Consider the following 21,609-nt stretch of genomic DNA (forward strand, 5'->3'; position numbering starts at 1 on the left):
CATAAACAAAATTAGTAGGTCATAAAATTATATCATAACTATATAATCATTGGGGGGGGTTAATAAAGTTATGAAAAGAATAAAACTTAAAAGTATCTTAACTATTGCATTTTCACTTGTTATGACCACTACTGCTTTTGCTGCAGGAAATGATTTTAGTAATAAATTACCTAATGTGAAAGCGGACATGCTAAAACCAGGTTTTTGGATAAACAATGCATCTAATGCGAATAAAGTTGTTATGAATGGAGCGCAAACTGAACAACTTAATGAGAATTTTGTAAAAGAAATAAGTACAGTGGTAGACTTAGAAAAATATAATCAGTCATTTACTAAAAATGAATTAAAGGAAAAAATTTTAAATTTAAGTACACCATCTAAAAATCCTAGATATGATAAGTACGGAAATTTAGTAACAGAAGAGTATTATAATAAGTTAAATGAAAATTTAAATTTAGATTCTTTGCAAGATGTGACTAGTGTTAAATATGGTATAACTGTCAGAAGAACTCTTATGAAGACGTTTCCTACTTACGATTTACTTTTTAAGCAAGGAGACAATTATGAATTTGATAGACTAATGGAAACAGCAGTTTATCCTATAGAGCCATTAGTAATATTGGGTGAAAGTAAAGATAAACAATGGTATTTTGCTCAAATGTATAACTATTTAGCATGGATTCCTGCTAAAGATGTTGCTTTAGCTACTAAGGAGAAATTGTTTGATTATGTAAATAACAATAGATTTTTAGTAGCTACAGGTAAAAGAGTGTTTACAGTGTATAATCCATTAGATAAAGAATTGTCAGAAATAAAGTTCGATATGGGTGTTAGAATTCCTTTAGCGGATAATAGTGAATTCAAAGATGAGCTATATGGACAAAGTACTGTAACAAATTATGTAGTAAAGGTTCCAGTAAGAGATAATGATGGAAACATGGTTTTAAAGTGTGCTTTAATCCCTAGGTCAGAAGATGTTAATGAAGGATATTTACCTTATACAAAGAAATCAATTTTAAATCAAGCTTTTAAGTTTTTAGGTGAAAGATATGGTTGGGGTGGAATGTTTGAGGCGAGAGATTGTTCTGCATTTATAATGGATATATATAGATCAATGGGAATTAAACTTCCACGAAATACAGATGAACAAGAAGATCGTGCTGTAGGAAAAATATATGAAATGAAGGAAAATATCCCCCTTAAAGAAAGAGAAAAAATTCTTAAGAAATTAAATGAAGGTGGGGTACTATATATGCCTGGACACACTATGCTCTATTTAGGACAGTATCAAGGTGAGCATTATATGATTCATGATTTTTCAGGATATTATAACAAAGAAAGTGACGGATCATATAAATATTATAAAGCTCGTCAGGTTATGGTAACCCCTGTAAAATTAGTTGGAAGCGATGATGGAAAAACTTATCTAGAAGATATGACTACTGTAAAAGAGTTTGTCTTGACAAATAAATAGAAGAAATGTATAATATTACTAGGGGAGATATAAATGTATGCTGATAATACTTTATATGTAGTAGGTAATGCTAAAACTAATACGGACAATGCAATAACAAGTAAGTTTAATTCATTTTTTATAGGTTTTGTAGTAGAAATGGATAATGATACAATAATAGATTTAAGTTGTTCTTCAACTATAAGAACAACAGATGAATTTGTAAAAAGCTTATTTATTGGGAAAAGTCTTAAAAATTTGGACACAAAAGTTGAAGAGGAAGTTAAGAGACGATATCATGGCTCCTCTCAAAGAGCAATAATAGTTGCATATAAAGATGCTATAAAAAAATACAATGAAATAAAGGAAAGATATTTTTAATTTTACTGTTTTATTTAAAGAGATGTAAAATTAACCTTTATATCCTAGTAAGTAAAATCCAGTAGAAGCATAATTAAGTTGTGCTTTTATTGGATTTTTTTATACCATAAAATAGTTAAACTATAAAAATAAGGGGGGATATTATGATTACAAAAGGCTTTACTTATGTGGCATTTCTAATTTTCTTTGCTAGTATGCTCGTACTTGCGGAAAAGAAATCTAAATCAAAAATTTTCACCTATGTACCTGCTATTGTACTATTATATTTTACTTCTATGCTTTTATCGACTTTTGGAGTTTGGCAGAACAACAAAGATATAACAGCGGTTTATAAAGGACTTAAAGATAATTTATTACCAGCCATGATATTTTTAATGCTTTTAAGATGTGATATGAGAAAGATTGTAAAACTAGGGCCTAAAATGTTAATAGGATTTTTCTCAGCTACAATAAGCATTATGATAGGATTTATACTTACTTATAGTGTATTTAAAGGTTTTTATGAGCCAGACACTTGGAAAGCTTTTGCAGCACTTTGTGGAAGCTGGATTGGTGGAACTGGAAATATGGTAGCGGTGCAGGGAGCCCTAAATGTACCCGATGCAAAGCTTGGATATACTCTTCTTATGGACTCAATAAATTATTCTATTTGGGTAATGTTCTTGTTATGGTTAGTATCTTTTGCACCTAAGTTTAATAAATGGACAAAGTCTAATACAAAGTTGATTGATGAAATAGGAGAAAAATTAAGCAAAGATAATGAAGCTATGAGAAAGGAAATAGATTTTGCTGATTTAATAGTACTATTAGGATTAAGTTTATTTGTATCAGCAATTTCTATATATCTAGGTGGACTTATGCCAAAGTCTGTATTCTTCCAGGGAACTACATGGACAGTACTTATTGCCACTTTACTTGGAATAATCTTTGCTATGACACCAGTAGCAAAGATTCCTGGAGCATCACAACTATCAAATATTATGCTTTATACAATTGTAGCTTTAATTGCATCTAGAGCAAATTTTGCAGAACTTACAAAGGCACCTCTATATATTATTTCTGGCTTTGTAATACTTGGTATACATGCTCTACTTATGATGGTATCAGCAAGAATATTCAAGTTAGACTTATTTACTTGTGGAGTTGCAAGTTTAGCCAACATAGGAGGAGTTGCTTCAGCACCTATTTTGGCAGCAGCATATAGTGAAGCATTAGTTCCTATAGGTGTTTTAATGGCCTTAATGGGATATATAGTTGGTACCGGAGGAGGACTTTTAGTAGGAAAAATACTTTCAATAATATAGTGAGTAAGGTGATTTTTAGCTCTGGAGGAAGTTTACTTAAAGGAATGCATAACATATAGTCTGGAGCTAAGAAAAGTTTATTTAAAGACATAATTAAAACATTAAGGAGGTAATAAAAATGAAGATTACAAATGTTATAATAGGTGAAATTTCTGTTCCACTTAAAACTCCTTTTAAAACTGCTTTAAGGACAGTAAATAGTGTAGAAGATATAATAGTAGAAATTCACACTGATACAGGTAATGTTGGTTTTGGAGAAGCACCTCCAACTGGAGTTATTACAGGAGATACTAAAGGAGCTATAATAGGAGCTATTGAAGATCATATAAAGAAGAATATAATTGGCATGGATATAGAAAATTTTGAAGAAATTATGATGAAATTAGACAAATGTATAGTAAAAAATACTAGTGCTAAGGCAGCTGTGGACATAGCATTATATGATTTACATGGACAATTGTATAATTCTCCTTTGTACAAACTACTGGGAGGATATAGAAAAGAAATAACTACAGATATAACTATAAGTGTTAATGATCCAGATGAAATGGCTAGAGATAGTATAGATGCAATAAAAATAGGGTATGAAACTTTAAAAATAAAAGTAGGAAAAGAAGCGAAAAAGGATATAGACAGAATGAAGGCTATAAGAGAGGCAGTAGGATATGACATAAAACTTAGAATAGATGCCAATCAAGGTTGGAAGCCTAAAGAAGCAGTACAGACATTAATGAAGATGGAAGATGAAGGTTTAGATATAGAATTTGTAGAACAACCTGTAGTGGCTCATGATATAGAAGGATTAAAATTTGTAACAGATAATGTTTCTATACCAGTTTTAGCAGACGAAAGTGTATTTTCACCAGAAGATGCTTTAGCTATATTACAGAGACGAGCAGCAGATCTTATCAACATAAAGCTTATGAAGACTGGGGGAATTCATAATGCTCTTAAAATATGTTCTATGGCAGAAATATATGGAATAGAATGTATGATAGGATGTATGCTTGAGGCCAAGATAAGTGTAAATGCAGCGGTACACTTGGCTGCAGCTAAAAGTATTATTACAAAGATAGATTTAGATGGGCCAGTGCTTTGCAGTGAAGATCCTATAGAAGGTGGGGCAATTTTTAATGAATGTAAAATTACTTTAAATGATGAACCAGGGCTTGGAATCAGAAAAGTTAATGGAATAAAATATCTAAATATGAAATAAATTATAATAAAATGCTTCATTAAATAAACGATTTCAGAAGGTTATGTTTTATTTATATAACTATAGAAAATATTAAAAAGGGGGATTCATAAATGTTATTTGGTATTTCACCATTATTTGCTCTACTACCACTAATTCTTTATATAGTTCTTGCGTTTAAGGATATCAATCCTATCTTAAATGTACTTTTATGTGTTATTATTACTGCTATTTTAACCAATAAGCCTTTACTTGGAATGGGAGCAGTTATAGCGGAATCTTTAGGATCATTTTTATCTTTAATAGGATTTATTATACTACTTGGTTCAGCATTAGGAGCTATTCTTAAGAAAACTGGGGTTGCTGAAAATATTGTTAGAGGCGTTATGAAGAAAATAGGAATTAATACAGAAAAAAAGGCTATTTTATCTTCTATGGTAACTTCAATGGTTTTAACTGCATTATTAGGAACTCTTGCTGGAGCTAATGCTATAATAGCACCTATAGTAATTCCTTTAGTAGCTGCTATTGGTATTACTCCTTCAGCTTTAGCAGTAGTATTTATGGGGGCAGGACTTACAGGACTTTTTATAGGACCTTTTTCACCACAGGTAGTAACAATTATGGGGTTAACAGGGTTAAGTTATGGACAATATTTAGTAGGTGCTGGATTACCAGTAACAGTTGTTTGTTTAGTTACAACTTATATAATGGCAAATAGAATTCAAGGGGAAACAAAAGGTGTTTATGCCTATGAAAACGTTGAAAATATTGATGTAGATAAGAAATCTACTCAAGAAGCAACAAGAGCAACTTATGCTTTCTTAATAAGTTTAACACTTTTAATTATCTATGGTATTTATGTAAAGAGTGGAGCTTCCTATGCGGTAGTTGTTATGTTTACAGCAGCTATTGTTACAGGAATTGCGGCAAAACTTAGCTTAAATGATATATTTGATACATTAGTTCAAGGTGCCTCTCGTATGATGTGGTTATTTATAATGTTCGTTTTATTTAATCCATTCATAACATTTATTGAAGAGTCAGGAGCATTTAAAGCTTTAGTTGATATATTAGAACCATTATTAGCATCAGGAAATAAAATAGTATTTTCTTTAGTATCTACATTAACAGGTATATTTGGAATAGGTGGAGCAGCTGTAGCACAATCTGTAGTAATGGATAAAATGTTTAAGGGTTTTGTACAAGATTTAGGTATATCCACAACCCTTTGGGCCATGATTATATTAATAGGTTCACAAATAACTTCCTTTGCATATCCAGAAGCAGATATGTTAGGACAAATGGGGCTTGCTAGATCTAAGGACTTAAAGAATATGGTTAAGTTTGGTGTAGTTGTGGTTATTGTTAATGTTTTACTTGTATTTGTAAGATCATTCTTTGGTTAAAAGGGAGGAAGGTTATGGAACTTAAAGAAAAAATTAGCGATATAATTAATGAAAATAAAGGTGATGTGGGAGTAGTTGTTAAAAATTTGAATACAGACTCCACTATCATGATAAATGAGGAAGAAGTTTTTCCTTCAGCTAGTACAATTAAATTAGTTATCATATCCACATTAATGAAAGAAGTTAGTAAGGGAATAATGAAATTAGATGATAAAATTGTTTTAACAAATAAATGTAAATGTGGTGGAGACGGTATACTAAAAGAACTAAATGACGGAAAAAGTTTTACTTTAAAAGAAATTGCAACTCTTATGATTATATTAAGTGATAATACTGCTACAAATATATTAATAGATTTACTGAGTATGGAAAAGATAAATGAAATGGCTAAAGAATTAAATTTACCAAATACGCAGTTAAGAAGAAAGATGATGGATTCTGAAGCTGCAAGAATGGGAAGAGAAAATGTAACTACAGCAAAGGATATGTGTCATATTCTAGAGCTAATTTATAAAGGAAAGGTTGTAAGTGAAGAGTATAGTGATATTATATTAGATATATTAAAGAGACAGCAGGTTGGTGGAAGATTAAACTTATATCTACCAGAGGAAATTACTATAGCTCATAAAACAGGAGATTTAGATAAATTAGAGCATGATGTAGGAATAGTATATCATCAACATTGCAATTATATCATCTGTGTACTAACAAAGAATGTAGAAACAAATAAAGATGGAAGAGAAATAATAGGCAAAGTTTCACTCCAAGTATACAATAATGTAGAGCAAATATAATTTTAGAACTTTGTTTATAAGAGGAGCAAATAAGATAAAAATTATTTGCTCCTTTTGTGTGATAAATAGTTACAAATAAAACTTATATTGGAATAAAAAGTGGTACAAAATTACAACAAATTAAGAAACTAATATTCTAAATAATGCTGACACTGTGATATAATAAATGTATAATATAATTAATAATAAAATCATATTAGTGAAATGGGGAAATAAGAAGGTCAAAAAAACACACATAATATTGATTAATAAAAGTAAAACTAATTAGAAAATCCTTCTTAGTTATTTTAATCTTAATTAAGAATTTTTTATACAACAGTTAGGCATCTTGGAAGAAGCATAAATATTTTTACTGGAGGTAGGGAAATGATATTAAATAGGAAGATTAATGAATTAAAAGAGGAGCTAATAGAATCCACCCAGGAAATTATGAGAATAAAAAGTGTGGAAGAAGAAGCTAAAGAAGGCATGCCTTTTGGAGAAGGTGTATCTAAAGCTTTAGAGTGTGCTTTGAAAATTTCAAGAAGATTAGGATTTAACACTAAGAATTTAGATGGTTATGTAGGATATGCGGAATACGGAGAAGGAGATGAATATATAGGAATTTTAGGACATTTGGATGTAGTACCAGAGGGTGATGGTTGGAAATATCCACCTTACGCAGCGGAAATACATGAAGGAAAGATATATGGAAGAGGAGCTTTAGATGATAAAGGACCTATTATGGCAGCATTATACGGGTTAAAGGCTATAAAGGATTCAAATTTACCTTTATCTAAAAAGGTTAGAGTAATATTCGGGACTAATGAAGAAACTGGTTGTAAGGAGATGGAATATTATTTAGAAAGAGAAAAGCCACCAGTAGCAGGATTTACTCCAGATGCTGAGTATCCACTTATTTATGCAGAAAAAGGTATAACTTCTTTTGATTTGGTAAAAGATTTAAAATCAATAGGAACAGAGGATCTATGTATTAAGTATATAAAGGGTGGACAAAGAGTTAATATGGTTCCTGACTATTGTGAAGTGGGAATATGGTCTAAAGAAAAAGACTTCGTAATAAAGGCTTTAGAAAAGTTTAAACAAACTAATGAATTTAATTTAACTGCTCACATAAAGAGTGATATGGTAGTAATAAAATCTATAGGTGTGTCTGCTCATGGAAGCTTGCCAGAGCTTGGAGTTAATGCAATAATGCAGATGTTTAAATTTTTAGCTTTCTTACCATTAGAAGATACAGATATATATAAATATATAGATTTTTTTAATAAACATGTTGGTTTTGAGTGTCATGGAGAATCTTTTGGAGTGGCTTTAGAAGATGAAGAATCAGGAAAGTTATCATTTAATATAGGAACTGTTGAAATGGAAGAAAATAAAATTTCATTGGGGTTAAATTTAAGATATCCTGTAACTTATACTTATAATGATATGATAGTTCCATTTGAAAAAACTTTAGAAGGTACTGAAATAAAAATAGAAAATATGAGTCATATGGCACCTTTATATTTCCCAAAGGATCATGAGCTAATAAAAACTTTATTAAATGTATATACAGAACAGACAGGAGAAAGAAAGGAACCTCTTGCAATTGGAGGAGGAACTTATGCTAAGGAAATGCCTAATATAGTTGCTTATGGACCAATTTTTCCAGGAAAGCCTGACCTTGATCATCAAGTAAATGAATATATTGAAATTGAAGATTTAGTAATGAATGCAAAAATCTACGCTCATGCAATATATGAACTAGCTAAATAGTAAATGTGGGTAAGTGAGGTATCATTTAAAGTGAATGATACTTCACTTTTTAATTTGTACATTTATTTTTATATTTTCTATATAAAAAAATTTAGTATGATGCTATAATGAAATTGTTGGAATATATAGTATATTTAAACTCATCATTATTAAGGAGGACTTTAAATGTTAGCAACTGTACCTATTATCTACAAAATAGTGTTTTTATGTGCGGCAGGATTTTTAGCAGCTTTTATAGACTCAATTGCCGGTGGTGGAGGATTAATAAGTTTGCCAGCATATTTTCTTGTGGGATTTCCACCACACTATACTTTAGGAACAAATAAATTTTCTGCAACTTGCGGTTCTATTGTAAGTACAGCAAAGTTTGCCCAATCTGGAAAAATAGATAAGAGTATATTAAAAATATTATTACCATTTACATTTCTTGGAGCATGTACTGGTGTTACTACAGTTTTGCTTATCGATTCTAGCGTATTAAAACCTTTAGTTTTATTCTTATTATTAGCAGTAGGAATTTATAGTTTTTTTTCAAAAAGCGTAGGAATGGAAGATAACTTTCAGGGGGCTACCAAAAAAACATTAATAATTGGAAGTATTTTTGCTTTTGCTATGGGATTTTATGACGGATTTTTTGGACCAGGAGTAGGTTCTTTCTTAATCTTCGGACTTATAAAAATATATGGATTTGATTTTGTACGAGCTAGTGGAAATGCTAAGGCCATGAATCTTATGAGCAATTTTACATCATTAATATTGTTTGCTATAAAAGGAAAGATATATTACTTAATGGGTATTCCAATGGCAATATTTATGATTTTTGGTGCTAAAGTTGGAACAAAACTTGCACTAAAAGAAGGGGCTAAGTTCATAAAGCCTATATTTGTTACTATGTCTCTTTTAGTAGCAGTAAAAATGATATATGAAATGGTTGGATAGTTTAACTAAAAGGGATTGTACATTTTGTGTACAATCCCTTTTAATTAAAAAATTATTTATTTTCTTCTAAGTTAAATTTTTTTATTAAGTTATGCTTAAGAATTAAGTCTGAGTATTCAAGTTGATTTATAGAAGCTTCTTTTGCATTTTTTAAGTTGTCATTTTCTGTAATCTTTTGTCCTGTCTTTATATCATAATAGGTATCTCCAGCTGAAAGATAAAATGTTTTTCCATCAGTAAAGGAACCATTTCTAAATATTACTTTACCTTCTGTTGAATTAAATAAATCCTTGCCCATCATATTAGTAGAAGACAGGTTAAATATATTAGCCAAAGTAGGATAAAGATCTATTTGCCCACCATATATTCCGTAAGTCCCTTTGTGCTTGTCCTCTGGAAAGTGAATCATCATAGGAACCTTTTGTAGTTCCATCCATTGAAGATCCGTAAAACTAGTAGTTCCTAAGAATTTTGCTAATTCTTTTTCATTATCTCTTGGTATAGCATAATGGTCACCATAGATAGTTATTACAGAATTCCTAGTGATACCTTCCTTATCCAATTTATCTAAAAACATGCCTAACTGCTCGTCCGTATAATGGATAGCCTTTAAATAGTTTCCAACAAGAGTATCTTCTAGATCGCCTACATTTAAATCACCGTATTTTTTTACATCATCATAAGGAAAATGACTAGTTAAAGTAACCATAAAAGAATAATAAGGCTCTTGTAAAGTTTTTATTTTTTCTGTAGCCTGATTAAAGAAGGATTTATCACTTAAACCTAAGCCTATTTCTTCGTTAACATCATAGCTTTTTTCACCATAGAAGTTTTCAAAACCATATTTAGGATACATTATATTTCTATTCCAAAAGCTTTCTCTAAAGCCATGAAAGGCTGCGGTGGTATATCCGTTATTTGCCATAGCCTTAGGTAATGCATTAAACTCATTTCCTGCATAGAGATAAGTAACTGACCCTGAAGCTGTTGGGTATAGGGAATTATTTGATAGAAACTCAGCATCAGAAGTTCCTCCAGAGGCAGTTTGATAGAAGTAGTTATTAAAGTAAGCACTCTTTTTAATCCATTTATTTAAATTTGGTGTGATTTCCACTCCATTAATTTTTTTATTTATAGGAAAAGCTTGAAGAGCTTCAACCTGTATTACTATTAGATTTTTACCTTGTCCTACTCCTTTTAAATTTTCAGTAGGTTTTTCTGAATTACTTTGTAAAAAGCTTTTTACTTCTTCTTGTGTTTTAGCTGAAACAGGGGTTCTTTTGCTTATAGCATTACTTAAGGAATTGAAAGTGTCTAAATAGTGATAATTTAAATTACCTAAGTTTTTAGCTATATAAACTTTATTAAACATAGTACTTAATAATCTAGGTTGTTCTTTTGAAAGATTAAGAAATTGTACAGTATTTATTGCTGCACCTATAGCAAATAAACATAAAAAAGGAACTAATTTTTGATTTAAAGGAATTTTTGTTTTTTTAATATACTTAGACCCTTTGTAAAGAAAAATAAATATGAATAAATCTAAGGCATAAAGTAAATCTGTAATTTTAAATAAGTTTCCTACGCTGGATTTTACAGCACCTAATTGAAAACCATTTAAAAGTACAGGTATTGATAAAACGTCTTTAAAATATCTAAAGTAATTTAAATCTCCAATAATAAAAATACTTATAATTAAATCACAAATAAAAAGAAATTTCCTTCTATTTTTTTTATTAAACAAAAATGCGAAAGAAGCTAAAATTATAACTGAAGCTAATACAGGTGAAAACAGACCCTTATAAGAAAAGTATCCAGTTTCAATTTGTTTTCCATAGCATAGAAGTTTAATTCCAACTAGTATTATAAAAAATATAATATCTAGGTAATTTAATATTTTGTATCCCAGTTTATTCATTACCATAGTGCCCCCTAAAAATTAATCAATTTAAAGTATAAGGTATATATGTGTATTGTATTAAAACAATATGTTAATAATGTGCAAATAAATAGAAATATTTGAAAACATTATTTGGTGTAATTGAAAGTTTTTTTGCACGGTTTATATTTTATTACTTAAATTTATATTAGTCAATGTATTTACATTATGGAAATACTATTGCATAATAATATTTATATGAATATGGACTTAAGGCACATTCGATAATTGACTTGTTATTTATTTTAATGTGCCTAATAAGAATGGAGGAATTGTGTATGTCAGAAGAAAATCATGAAATAATTAATGAGAAAGTTGAAAATGATACAATAACAGAAGAAAATTTAGAGAGTATAGAAGAGAAACCACAGATTGTAGAAGAGAAGGCTACAGAGAAGGAAAATATTAAAGAGGAAGAAAAGAAAATTTCATTTAATGATAGTTTTATGGCTAGTTTAATCGATACTATGGTTATGGCAGGCATTTCATTGGCAGGCCTTTTAATTTTGGATAAGGTTATACTAAAAATTTTAGGATACAAAGTTATAGATGAATATAGAGGAACAATGTTACTTGTTGTATTTGTAATTGTTACTTTATTATATCCAGCTATTATGGAAAGCAAAAATGGGAACACTATAGGAAAGAAGTCTTCTAAATTAAAAGTAGAAAAAGTAGAAAAATAATATAAAGGTGAGTGAATCAAAACTTATGAAAAAGGGTAAAGAATATGAATTTAATATACAAACTACTGAATTTCCATCTACAGGTATAGCTGAATATGAAGGATTAAAGGTTTATGTAAAAGGTGCTTTACCAGGACAAAAGGTTTTAGCAAGAGTCTCAAAGAAAAGAAAGAATTATGCTGAGGGAAGATTGCTTAAGGTAATTGAAGATGTAGACTATAAAAGAGAAACTAAATGTTCAGTATTTGGAGAATGTGGAGGTTGTGCTCATCAGGATGTGCCTTATGAAAAACAGCTAGAATTAAAAAAAGAACAGGTACTAAAGCTATTTGAAAAAGCAGACCTTGAAGGCTTTGAATTTTTAGGTATTGAAGGAAGTCCAGAGGAATTTGAATATAGAAATAAAATGGAATTCACCTTTGGAGATATGGAAAAGGGTGGAGAACTTACCTTAGGTATGCATGCCAAAGGAAAAAGCTTTGGAATTATAACTGTAGACTGTTGCCAAATAGTTGATGAAGACTATAGGGTTATTTTAAGCACAGTACTAGATTATTTTAGAGAAAAGAAGCTTCCTCATTATAGGATAATGAGTCATGAAGGATATTTAAGAAATTTAGTTATAAGAAAGGCTTCAAATACAGGAGAAATTCTAATAAATATTGTAACTACATCTCAAATAGAATTTGACTTTAGTGAAATTTTAGAAAAACTAAAGAGTTTAAACTATAGGGGAGTTTTAGTTGGAATATTACATACTACAAATGACTCTTTGGCAGATATGGTTCAAGGGGATAAGGTAGAAGTATTGTACGGAAGAGATTACATTATAGAAAATTTATTAGGTTTAAAATTTAAAATATCACCTTTTTCATTTTTCCAAACTAACTCTAAAGGAGCAGAAAGATTATACAGCATAGTTAGAGATTTTATTGGAGAATCTAAATCGAAAACTGTATTTGACTTATATTGTGGAACAGGAACTATAGGTCAAATTGTAGCTCCAGAAGCAAAAAAGGTTATAGGAATAGAGCTTATCGAAGAAGCGGTTAAATCTGCTAATGAAAATGCAAAGCTTAACGGTTTAGACAACTGTACGTTCATAGCAGGAGATGTAGCTAAAATTATAGGAACTATTAATGAAAAGCCTGATCTAATAATACTAGATCCACCAAGACCAGGAGTGCATCCAATAGCTTTAGACTATGTTATAAAGTTTAATGCACCAGACATAATCTATGTATCCTGCAATCCAAAGACTCTAGTGACGGATTTAAAGGTACTTGTAGAACATGGATATAAGATAGAAAAAGTTAAGGTTAAGGATATGTTTCCTCACACGCCTCACGTTGAGTGTGTTGCCTTGATGTCTAGGGTGGAGAAATAGGACTATTCAAAACATTGATAAATAAAGGGTTTTCAAGATTGGAAGATTTTCTGCCTGACATCTGGCGGTACCTTTTAGCCTTGAAGATCCTTATTTTTATTTTTTTTAGGAAACATATCTACCACAAAAATATTCGTAGGGTTGTGGAGACAGATTAGATAACTACATGAGGTTGTGGAGATAGGATAGATGAAACATCCCCTACTTTTGAAATGAAGGGCTATCCCTATCTCTATTTTTAGATATACATATCATAATATTTGAGTTGAAAAGGTAATTACATTTCAAGTATAAATAGTCATTCCTATAAATTGGTTTTCTTGGTATAATAAAAAGAAAAAGCAGGTGTGGATATGGAAAGTGAAGATAAAGTGCAAAAACAGCCTATGGACTTTTATAATATGTCAGATTTTTTAAGAGGACAATCCTCGAAATTAATAACTAAATTATCTGAAGAGGATAGGACAGCTTTCGTCTTAAAAAATGGAAAGCCTATTGCTGTTCTACTGTCTAATGAACGCTATGAAAGGCTTTTGAAATCGGGAATTGATATAACAGAATATTAAAGATGAGCGAGGTAAAATAAATGGCCGTGAAAAAATCAGAATTATATTCCCTACTATGGGAAGCGTGTAATAAATTAAGAGGTGGCGTAGAGCCGTCAAGATACAAAGACTACGTACTTGTATTGTTGTTTTTTAAATACGTATCAGATAGATACAAAGGACAACGATTTGCTGAGTTTACAGTAAGCGAAGGTGCATCATTTGATGACTTAATTGCCGCAAAGGGCAAGAGTGATGTCGGTGAACGAGTAGATAAGATTATCCAAAAGTTCCTAGAAGAAAACCGTCTTCAAGGTTCTCTTCCTGATGTTAGTTTTAATAACCCAGATGAACTGGGTTCTGGCAAGGAACTAGTTGATAAAGTTTCTGGACTTATTGCTATATTCCAAAACCCTGCTATTGATTTCAAAAGTAACAGAGCTAGTGGCGATGACATCATCGGAGATGCTTATGAGTACTTCATGATGAAATTTGCTCAAGAGTCTGGTAAGAGCAAGGGTCAATTTTATACGCCTAGTGAAGTGTCACGTATCATTGCTAGACTTATTGGTATTGGTGATATCAAGAATGAGACTGGTAAGAAATGGACACTTCATGATCCTGCTGCGGGTAGCGGTTCTCTACTAATCCGTGCAGCAGATGAAGCCCCTATGGATGAAAACGGTGACTCTATAGTTACAATATATGGTCAAGAAAAATATCCAGATACTGCAGGTTTAGCAAAGATGAACTTTATCCTACATAACAAAGGTACAGGTGAAATCAAGAGTGGTAATACGTTAGCAAACCCAGCATATACGGATGATTTCGGAGGGCTTAGAAAATTCGACTTTATTGTCATGAATCCACCCTTCTCAGATAAGGATTGGACTGATGGAATTAAACCATCAGAAGATAAATATAAAAGATTTGAAGGTTATGGCATTCCACCAGAGAAGAATGGTGACTATGCTTGGTTTTTACATGTTTTAAAGGCGTTAGATAGTAATGGTAAGGCAGGAATTATTCTGCCCCACGGTGTACTATTCAGAGGGAATATAGAAGAGACCATTAGAAAAGCAGTTCTTGATAAGCGATACATCAAGGGCATAGTTGGTTTGCCTGCTAATTTGTTCTATGGCACAGGTATTCCTGCTTGCATCATAATTATCGATAAAGAAAATGCCGATAATCGTGAAGGCATCTTTATGGTAGATGCAAGCAGTGGATTTAAGAAAGATGGTAACAAGAATCGCCTTCGTGAACAAGATATTGAGAAGATAGTGCAAACATGCATAAATAAAGAAGAAATTAAGGGTTATTCTCGTTTTGTTACCTATAAAGAAATCTTGGAAGAAAACGATGGTAACCTGAATGTCCCTCGATATATCCAAAAGATTGATGATAAATTACCGCAAAATATTGCATCACATCTAAAGGGTGGAATTCCGGAAGTTGATATTGATTCAATAGAAAAGCTATGGAAAGTTTCACCGAAGTTAAAACAAGAGCTATTTATCCGTGTTGATGAAAAGCAAAACGTCTATAACCTTGCTACGTCACCAAACGAGATAGAAACGGTTATCTCTGAAGACGAAAATATCAAGAGTCAAAAAGAAACCGAATGTGGAGAACTATTCGGGGCTTGGAAAAATGCAGTAAAAAATGTGCTGCTAAACATCAATGCAGATACAAATCCAAAGGAGTTAATTCGTAACATTGGTCTTGAAATCCTGCATGATTTCGAATCGGCACAGCTTTTAGACAATTACGATGTGTACGACTTCTTGCTAAATTATTGGAATGAGAAAATGCAAGATGATGTGTATGTAATTAAGGCTAGTGGATATGAGGCTGGTTGCGAGATTGAATATGTATACGCTCAAAAGAAAGCCAAAGATGAAAATGGAGAAGAAATAAAAGTTGATGACACTTCTAAAATGAAGTCGTTTGATGGTCTATTAATTTCAAGAGATATTATCGAGCGTGAGTATTTTGAAACTGAATTATTAGCACTTAATGAGTTGATAGAAAAATCTATATTGCTTGAATCTGAACTTGATGAAATGTGTGAAGAAGAATCTGGCGATGAAGGTTTGCTTGTAAATGCCCTAAATGAAAAAGGTGACAGCATTCCAAAGGCAAATCTTAATAAGCGGATTAGGGAACTCGAAAGTAAAAAGACCTCACCTGTAATGTGTGATATTACAAAGTTGATTGAATTGTTTGATGAGGGCAATACAATCGAAATGGAGAAAATCGTCAAAGATAACAATGAGCTAAAGGGCTATGAACTTAGAAATAAGAATGGTTCATTTGGTAAGGCAAAGTTAAAAACGGCGTTAAAAGAGGCAAACGACAATGCAGTTATCCCTGAAATTTATGCCGATGAGTACAACGCTCTTCTTGCATATCAAGCGAAGATGACAGAAAAGGATGAGGTTGACAAGAAGACCAAGGAGGCACAAAAAGCACTTGATGATTTAGTACTTGCTAAATATAGCGAGTTAACGATTGATGAAATAAAGTATTTACTCTTTGACAAAAAGTGGATGGCAAGGCTTGAGGGTGATATTGCTGATGCGATTGACCAGGTACTGAATACTCTTGCGTCAAGAGTTGTCTTAATTGCAAGACGCTATGAGCATACTTTAGGAGAGATTGAGGAAAAGACAGCTCAATCAAAAGAAAAAGTGAAGTCTGCTTTGGAAAGGATGGGGTATATTTGGTAACTCATCTAGAAGATTGGAGACAATTACAATTAAAGGATTTAGGGCATATTCAAATGTGTCGTAGGATTTTTCAATACCAAACAAAATCTTATGGGGCTATTCCTTTCTACAAAATTAGTACTTTTGGTAAAAAGGCAGATGCATATATTTCAAGAGACTTGTTTGAAAGATATAAAAACGTTTATCCGTATCCTGACAAAGGTGATGTACTAATATCAGCAGCTGGGACAGTAGGAAAAGTAGTTAAATTTGATGGAAAAGAATCGTATTTTCAAGACTCCAACATTGTGTGGCTTAAAGTTAATAAGGAAGTAGTTGATAGAGAATTTCTGTATTGGTTTTATCGCTCTTATCCCTGGAAAGCTTTAGAGGGGACAACAATAAAGAGATTGTATAACAACATTATTTTAAATACCGATATCAATCTCCCGTCTATTGAAGAGCAGAAAGAAATAGCCCAAACACTTTCCGACTTTGATGAGCATATTGGCAACTTAACCGAACTAATCGAAAAGAAAAAAGCTATCCGAGATGGAGCTTTGGAAGACCTCATTAGAGGCAATACTAGGGTTGATGGTTTTGACAAGGAATGGGAAACTGTTTCTTTTAACCAAGTGATTAAACCAAAAGCAAGAATTGGATGGCAAGGTTTAAAAAAGGAAGAGTATTTAAGAAGTGGATACAGTTATTTAATTGGGGGCACTGATTTCCATAATGGAAAGGTCAATCTGGAGAACATATCATACGTATCAAAAGAACGATACGATATGGATTCAAATATTCAAGTCGAGTCAAATAATGTACTGGTAACAAAAGATGGAACGATTGGTAAGGTAGCACTGGTTCCTAAATTGGATAAACCAGCAACTCTGAATAGCGGAGTTTTTGTTTTCAGAACAACGCCTAGCCTTCTTCCAACGTTTCTCTATAGAGTTTTGTTGTCCTCAATTTTTAAAGAGTTTATTAATACATTGTCCGCAGGTTCTACAATAAAGCATCTATATCAAAAAGATTTAAGTAATTTTGAGTTTAGAATGCCACAGGATATTAGAGAACAACAAGCCATCGCCTCTGTCTTAACAGATATGGATGAAGAAATCGAATCTCTCGAAATAGAAAAAGAGAAGATAATGGGAATTAGAGAAGGTGCAATGGATGACCTTTTAACAGGCCGTGTGCGTCTTAAATTATAAGGAGGTTAAGTTTATGTCTGTTGATTTAGAAAGAAAATTACAAAATAAGGTCATCCACTGGTTAATAGATGAAGAAAAAGACGGTGGTTTAGGCTACACATATCTTGGCAACCTTGAAGATCAAGACAACACACCAGTTAAAGAGGACTTGCTAAAGAAGAATCTAGAAAAGCGCGGTTATACGAAAGACCAAATTTCAAAAGCAGTAAATGAACTTGTTACTAAGGCAAGTAATCAAGTGGATAGCTTATATCAAACCAATAAAGAGGTCTATTCCCTACTTCGTTACGGAAAGCAAGGTGTAAAGGACGATAATAAAAATCGTCAAACTGTGCATTATATCGACTGGGATAATGTAGAAAATAATGATTTTTATGTCGCTGAAGAAGTAAGTGTACTTTGTTTTAATCAGATAGAAAGAAAACGTCCTGATGTGGTACTGTATATAAACGGCATCGCTCTTGGCGTATTTGAGTTAAAGCGATCATGCGTGAGTATTGGCGAAGGTATTCGCCAAAATCTTACAAATCAAAAAAAAGAGTATATTCAGCCTTTTTTTAGTACCGTTCAATTAATTTTTGCAGGAAATGAGGCAGAGGGGCTTAAGTACGGTACTACCGAAACGGCTGAAAAGTATTTTCTTAAATGGAAAGAAGATATCAAAGCCACCGATGACCTTTCTGCAACTATCAAGGATATTCAATCTAAAGAAAAGAATAAGCTAAGAGATGCTATAGTCTCTCTTTGTCAAAAAGAACGTTTTTTATCGTTGATTTATGACTTCATTATCTTTGATGCTGGAGTGAAGAAGGTTACAAGACATAATCAGTACTTTGCAAATATTGCTGCAAGGAAAAGGATTATTGAAAATGAGGGTGGTATCATTTGGAATACACAAGGTTCAGGTAAGTCGTTGATAATGGTTTGGCTGGCTAAGTGGATTATTGAAAATGTGGCAGATAGCCGTGTAGTTATCATTACAGACCGTGATGAGCTTGATGACCAAATAGAGAGCCTATTTATTGATGTTAATGAGAAAGTTAAAAGAGCAAAGAGTTGCTCTGATTTAAGAGAAATACTAAATAAAAATGATGATTCTATCATATGCTCTTTAATTCATAAGTATGGACACAATGCAGGTAAACAATCCGATGTGGATCAGTATCGGAAAGAGTTATTAAAGGACTTACCTGCTGACTTTATGGCAAAAGGAAACATTATTGCCTTTATTGACGAATGCCACCGTACAAACTCGGGGAAATTACACGAGGCTGTTAAAGTATTGATGCCTGAAGCAGTGCTTATAGGTTTTACAGGAACACCGCTGCTTAAAAAGGACAAGAAAACCAGCCTTGAAACATTTGGATCGTATATTCACACTTATAAATTTGATGAGGGTGTTGAAGATGGTGTTGTTCTTGATTTGCGTTATGAGGCAAGAGATGTTGACCAAGATTTATCCAATAAGGACAAGGTAGATTTGTGGTTTGATAATAAAACCTTTGGTCTTACTGAAAGAGCAAAGACAAATTTAAAACAAAGCTGGACTGCAATCAATAAATTATATAGTTCAAGACAAAGACTTGAGAAAATTGCAGGGGATATTATCTTTGACATGAATTTAAAACCGCGCCTTAAAAATGAACGTGGAACGGCTATGCTGGTTGCTAACAGTATATACGAGGCTTGTAGATATTGGGATATCTTTACTAGCAATGGCTTTAATAGGTGTGCTGTTGTCACCTCTTACGAACCTTCAGCCGCTAGTGTAAGAACTGCTACGAGCGACTTAAGTCAAGAGGGTGAAGAAGAATATAAGAAGTCTATTTATGAGCGGATGCTTAGAGGTAAAAAACTATCCGAGTTCGAAAAAGAAGTAAAAGAACAATTCAAGAAAGAACCTGCTAAAATGAAGTTACTTATTGTAGTGGACAAACTATTAACAGGTTTTGATGCACCAAGTGCCACTTATCTATATATTGATAAATCTATGCGTGATCATGACTTGTTCCAAGCAATCTGTCGAGTTAATAGACCAGATGGTGAGGATAAAGACTATGGTTACATTGTAGATTATATGGATTTGTTCCGTAATGTACAGTTGGCAGTTGCTGATTATACAACTGAGGCTTTCGATAACTTTGATAAAGAAGATGTTGAGGGGCTTATTAAGAATCGTTATGATGAAGCTAAATCTGAAATGGTAGGTGCAATTGCATCACTTAAAGATTTGCTGGAAAATGTAAATGATCCGAAAGAGGATACTGATTATATTGAATATTTCTGTGGTGAAAATAGTGAGGATGATGAGAGAATAGGTCGTAGGGATATTTTATACGCTCTTACTGCATCCCTGACTCGTTCCTTTGCAAATTGCTGTGATAAACTTGTGAGCAACTATGGTTATTCAGATAATCAAGTTAACCAGCTTAGAAGTGATATTTCTGGATATAACAAAATAAAAGAAATGATTAAACTTGCGAGTTGTGATTATATTGACTTGAAGCCTTATGAGGCGGATATGCGTTATATCTTGGACACCTACATTCGTGCCGAAGATTCTAAGGTCGTAAGCGAACTAGCCAATATGCCATTGGTTGAGTTGCTATTAAATAATACAACTACAACACCAATAGATGCATTAGTGAAAGAACTTCCAGGAAGCGATAATGCTAAAGCGGAGATAATTGAAAATAACTTGCAACATGAAATTGTTAAGAAGATGTCATCAAATAAAGTCTACTATGGTAAGCTATCGGAAATGCTCCAAATAGTTATTGACCAAAGACGAATTGAGGCTATGAGTTATGAGGAGTATCTGCGTCAAGTGGTAGAACTAGCACAAGCAATTTTACATCCGGAAGAAAATTCTGATTATCCAGATGCTATTAAGAAAAGCGAAGCCAGAAGAGCTTTCTTTGATTACTTTGATAGAGATGAAAAACTGGCTATAAATAGTGACAATACTATCCGTAATGCAATACGTCCTGATTGGAAGCGAAATTTCCAGAAACAACAAAATATAAGACTTGCTATATATCAAAATTTATTGGTATATGGTTATGACGAAGATGCAGCAACTGAAAAAACAAATGCCGTCTTCGAAATAGCTGAAAGACAGGGAGAATACGATGTGTAATGAAGTAATAATTGGCGGTATGCCAATAGAGATTATCAAAAAGCAAAATCTAAAAAATCTTTATATAAGGGTTAATCCCCCAGAAGGAAATGTAACCGTCAGCACTCCTAGTGATTATCCTGATGAAGAAATAAGGCTTTTTGTTTTAAAGAAAATGCCAGAGATTACCAAGGTGAGAGATCGAATGTTATCACAACCACGTCAAACTGAACGTGAATATGTGTCTGGCGAATCACATTATTTATGGGGAAAGCCTTACCGTTTACAGGTCGTTTATGAAGGAAACAAATACGAAATTACTAAACTACCAAATAAAATAATTTTAACTGCTCCCGAGAGATCAACTAAAGAATCTAGGGAGAGGGCTTTTAACGAATGGTACAGAGAAGAACTTAAACGAGTATTGAATGGTGTGGTTTCAAGGTGCGAGGCAAAGACAAATCTTTATGCTAATGAATACAAAATAAAAAACATGAGGACAAAATGGGGTACTTGTAATATTGATAAAAAAAGAATATGGATTAATTTGCAGCTTGCTAAAAAACCAGTCGAATGTCTTGAGTATGTGGTTATACATGAACTAGTACACTTGATAGAAAAGAATCACACCCATAGATTCCATGCACTTGTTGAGGAGTTCTACCCTACCTGGAAAGAGGCAAGAAAGCTATTAGCAGAGCTGCCTTTAGATTATATTGAAAAAGGGGAGTGGGTAGAGAATGAAGAGCAAAATAACATCTAGTGATATTTTTGAT

Annotated in this window: 16 protein-coding genes; 15 read left to right on the plus strand and 1 reads right to left on the minus strand. The window is 32.3% G+C overall.

Annotation, left to right across the window (positions count from 1 at the left end):
- Positions 1–70: 70 nt before the first annotated feature.
- The 8 genes from T514_RS0113660 (at position 71) to T514_RS0113695 (ending at position 9,233) form a co-directional block, all read left to right on the plus strand.
- Complete coding sequence (locus T514_RS0113660) at positions 71–1,474, plus strand: C40 family peptidase (protein WP_051542043.1); 1,404 nt, start codon at positions 71–73, stop codon at positions 1,472–1,474.
- A 33-nt stretch (positions 1,475–1,507) separates the two neighbouring features.
- Positions 1,508–1,834, plus strand: a complete 327-nt coding sequence (locus T514_RS0113665; protein WP_027625300.1) for a DUF3870 domain-containing protein — start codon at positions 1,508–1,510, stop codon at positions 1,832–1,834.
- Between the two features lie 143 nt (positions 1,835–1,977).
- On the plus strand, positions 1,978–3,138 hold the full coding sequence (locus T514_RS0113670; RefSeq protein ID WP_027625301.1) for a DUF819 family protein: 1,161 nt from the start codon (positions 1,978–1,980) through the stop codon (positions 3,136–3,138).
- Positions 3,139–3,256: 118 nt separating this feature from the next.
- A complete protein-coding gene (locus T514_RS0113675; protein WP_027625302.1) occupies positions 3,257–4,354 on the plus strand; it encodes a dipeptide epimerase in 1,098 nt (365 codons plus the stop codon).
- A gap of 92 nt (positions 4,355–4,446) precedes the next feature.
- On the plus strand, positions 4,447–5,742 hold the full coding sequence (locus T514_RS0113680; protein ID WP_027625303.1) for a GntT/GntP/DsdX family permease: 1,296 nt from the start codon (positions 4,447–4,449) through the stop codon (positions 5,740–5,742).
- A gap of 14 nt (positions 5,743–5,756) precedes the next feature.
- The gene (locus tag T514_RS0113685) at positions 5,757–6,536 is read left to right on the plus strand and encodes a serine hydrolase (RefSeq protein ID WP_027625304.1); all 780 of its coding nucleotides are present in this window, start codon (positions 5,757–5,759) and stop codon (positions 6,534–6,536) included.
- Positions 6,537–6,902: 366 nt separating this feature from the next.
- Positions 6,903–8,294 (plus strand): dipeptidase PepV, encoded by a 1,392-nt coding sequence (gene pepV / locus T514_RS0113690; protein WP_027625305.1) that lies wholly within the window; start codon positions 6,903–6,905, stop codon positions 8,292–8,294.
- 165 nt (positions 8,295–8,459) lie between these two features.
- A complete protein-coding gene (locus tag T514_RS0113695) occupies positions 8,460–9,233 on the plus strand; it encodes a TSUP family transporter (protein WP_034869158.1) in 774 nt (257 codons plus the stop codon).
- Positions 9,234–9,285: 52 nt separating this feature from the next.
- On the opposite strand, the gene T514_RS0113700 is transcribed toward T514_RS0113695, so the two are convergent.
- Entirely contained in the window at positions 9,286–11,151 is a 1,866-nt protein-coding gene (locus tag T514_RS0113700) for an LTA synthase family protein (RefSeq protein ID WP_027625307.1), read from the minus strand.
- Positions 11,152–11,450: 299 nt separating this feature from the next.
- Here T514_RS0113700 and T514_RS0113705 point away from each other — a divergent pair, with 299 nt between their 5' ends.
- The 7 genes from T514_RS0113705 (at position 11,451) to T514_RS0113735 (ending at position 21,596) form a co-directional block, all read left to right on the plus strand.
- Positions 11,451–11,858, plus strand: a complete 408-nt coding sequence (locus T514_RS0113705) for an RDD family protein (protein WP_027625308.1) — start codon at positions 11,451–11,453, stop codon at positions 11,856–11,858.
- A gap of 25 nt (positions 11,859–11,883) precedes the next feature.
- The gene (gene rlmD / locus T514_RS0113710) at positions 11,884–13,245 is read left to right on the plus strand and encodes a 23S rRNA (uracil(1939)-C(5))-methyltransferase RlmD (RefSeq protein WP_027625309.1); all 1,362 of its coding nucleotides are present in this window, start codon (positions 11,884–11,886) and stop codon (positions 13,243–13,245) included.
- A 353-nt stretch (positions 13,246–13,598) separates the two neighbouring features.
- Positions 13,599–13,811 carry a type II toxin-antitoxin system Phd/YefM family antitoxin gene (locus tag T514_RS0113715; RefSeq protein ID WP_027625310.1) on the plus strand — a complete coding sequence of 71 codons (213 nt, stop codon included), beginning with the start codon at positions 13,599–13,601 and terminating at the stop codon, positions 13,809–13,811.
- Positions 13,812–13,831: 20 nt separating this feature from the next.
- Complete coding sequence (locus tag T514_RS0113720) at positions 13,832–16,522, plus strand: N-6 DNA methylase (RefSeq protein ID WP_027625311.1); 2,691 nt, start codon at positions 13,832–13,834, stop codon at positions 16,520–16,522.
- Entirely contained in the window at positions 16,516–17,715 is a 1,200-nt protein-coding gene (locus tag T514_RS0113725) for a restriction endonuclease subunit S (RefSeq protein WP_027625312.1), read from the plus strand. Before T514_RS0113720 ends, T514_RS0113725 begins: the two co-directional genes overlap by 7 nt.
- Before the next feature lie 13 nt (positions 17,716–17,728).
- Positions 17,729–20,854 carry a type I restriction endonuclease subunit R gene (locus tag T514_RS0113730; RefSeq protein WP_027625313.1) on the plus strand — a complete coding sequence of 1,042 codons (3,126 nt, stop codon included), beginning with the start codon at positions 17,729–17,731 and terminating at the stop codon, positions 20,852–20,854.
- Positions 20,847–21,596, plus strand: coding sequence for a M48 family metallopeptidase (locus T514_RS0113735; protein ID WP_027625314.1), 750 nt, complete (start codon positions 20,847–20,849; stop codon positions 21,594–21,596). The genes T514_RS0113730 and T514_RS0113735 overlap by 8 nt, the downstream gene beginning before the upstream one ends.
- The last annotated feature ends 13 nt before the right edge of the window (positions 21,597–21,609 follow it).

It is taken from the genome of Clostridium lundense DSM 17049, from assembly GCF_000619945.1.
Classification (GTDB): domain Bacteria; phylum Bacillota; class Clostridia; order Clostridiales; family Clostridiaceae; genus Clostridium_AO; species Clostridium_AO lundense.

Excerpts from the sequence above, each read along its gene's own strand:
- T514_RS0113715 (WP_027625310.1), top strand. The coding sequence starts at position 13,599 with ATGGAAAGTGAAGATAAAGTGCAAAAACAGCCTATGGACTTTTATAAT.
- T514_RS0113720 (WP_027625311.1), top strand. The coding sequence starts at position 13,832 with ATGGCCGTGAAAAAATCAGAATTATATTCCCTACTATGGGAAGCGTGT.
- T514_RS0113685 (WP_027625304.1), top strand. The coding sequence starts at position 5,757 with ATGGAACTTAAAGAAAAAATTAGCGATATAATTAATGAAAATAAAGGT.
- T514_RS0113705 (WP_027625308.1), top strand. The coding sequence starts at position 11,451 with ATGTCAGAAGAAAATCATGAAATAATTAATGAGAAAGTTGAAAATGAT.
- T514_RS0113660 (WP_051542043.1), top strand. The coding sequence starts at position 71 with ATGAAAAGAATAAAACTTAAAAGTATCTTAACTATTGCATTTTCACTT.
- T514_RS0113675 (WP_027625302.1), top strand. The coding sequence starts at position 3,257 with ATGAAGATTACAAATGTTATAATAGGTGAAATTTCTGTTCCACTTAAA.
- T514_RS0113670 (WP_027625301.1), top strand. The coding sequence starts at position 1,978 with ATGATTACAAAAGGCTTTACTTATGTGGCATTTCTAATTTTCTTTGCT.
- T514_RS0113735 (WP_027625314.1), top strand. The coding sequence starts at position 20,847 with ATGTGTAATGAAGTAATAATTGGCGGTATGCCAATAGAGATTATCAAA.
- T514_RS0113695 (WP_034869158.1), top strand. The coding sequence starts at position 8,460 with ATGTTAGCAACTGTACCTATTATCTACAAAATAGTGTTTTTATGTGCG.
- T514_RS0113700 (WP_027625307.1), bottom strand. The coding sequence starts at position 11,151 with ATGAATAAACTGGGATACAAAATATTAAATTACCTAGATATTATATTT.
- T514_RS0113730 (WP_027625313.1), top strand. The coding sequence starts at position 17,729 with ATGTCTGTTGATTTAGAAAGAAAATTACAAAATAAGGTCATCCACTGG.
- rlmD (WP_027625309.1), top strand. The coding sequence starts at position 11,884 with ATGAAAAAGGGTAAAGAATATGAATTTAATATACAAACTACTGAATTT.
- pepV (WP_027625305.1), top strand. The coding sequence starts at position 6,903 with ATGATATTAAATAGGAAGATTAATGAATTAAAAGAGGAGCTAATAGAA.
- T514_RS0113680 (WP_027625303.1), top strand. The coding sequence starts at position 4,447 with ATGTTATTTGGTATTTCACCATTATTTGCTCTACTACCACTAATTCTT.
- T514_RS0113665 (WP_027625300.1), top strand. The coding sequence starts at position 1,508 with ATGTATGCTGATAATACTTTATATGTAGTAGGTAATGCTAAAACTAAT.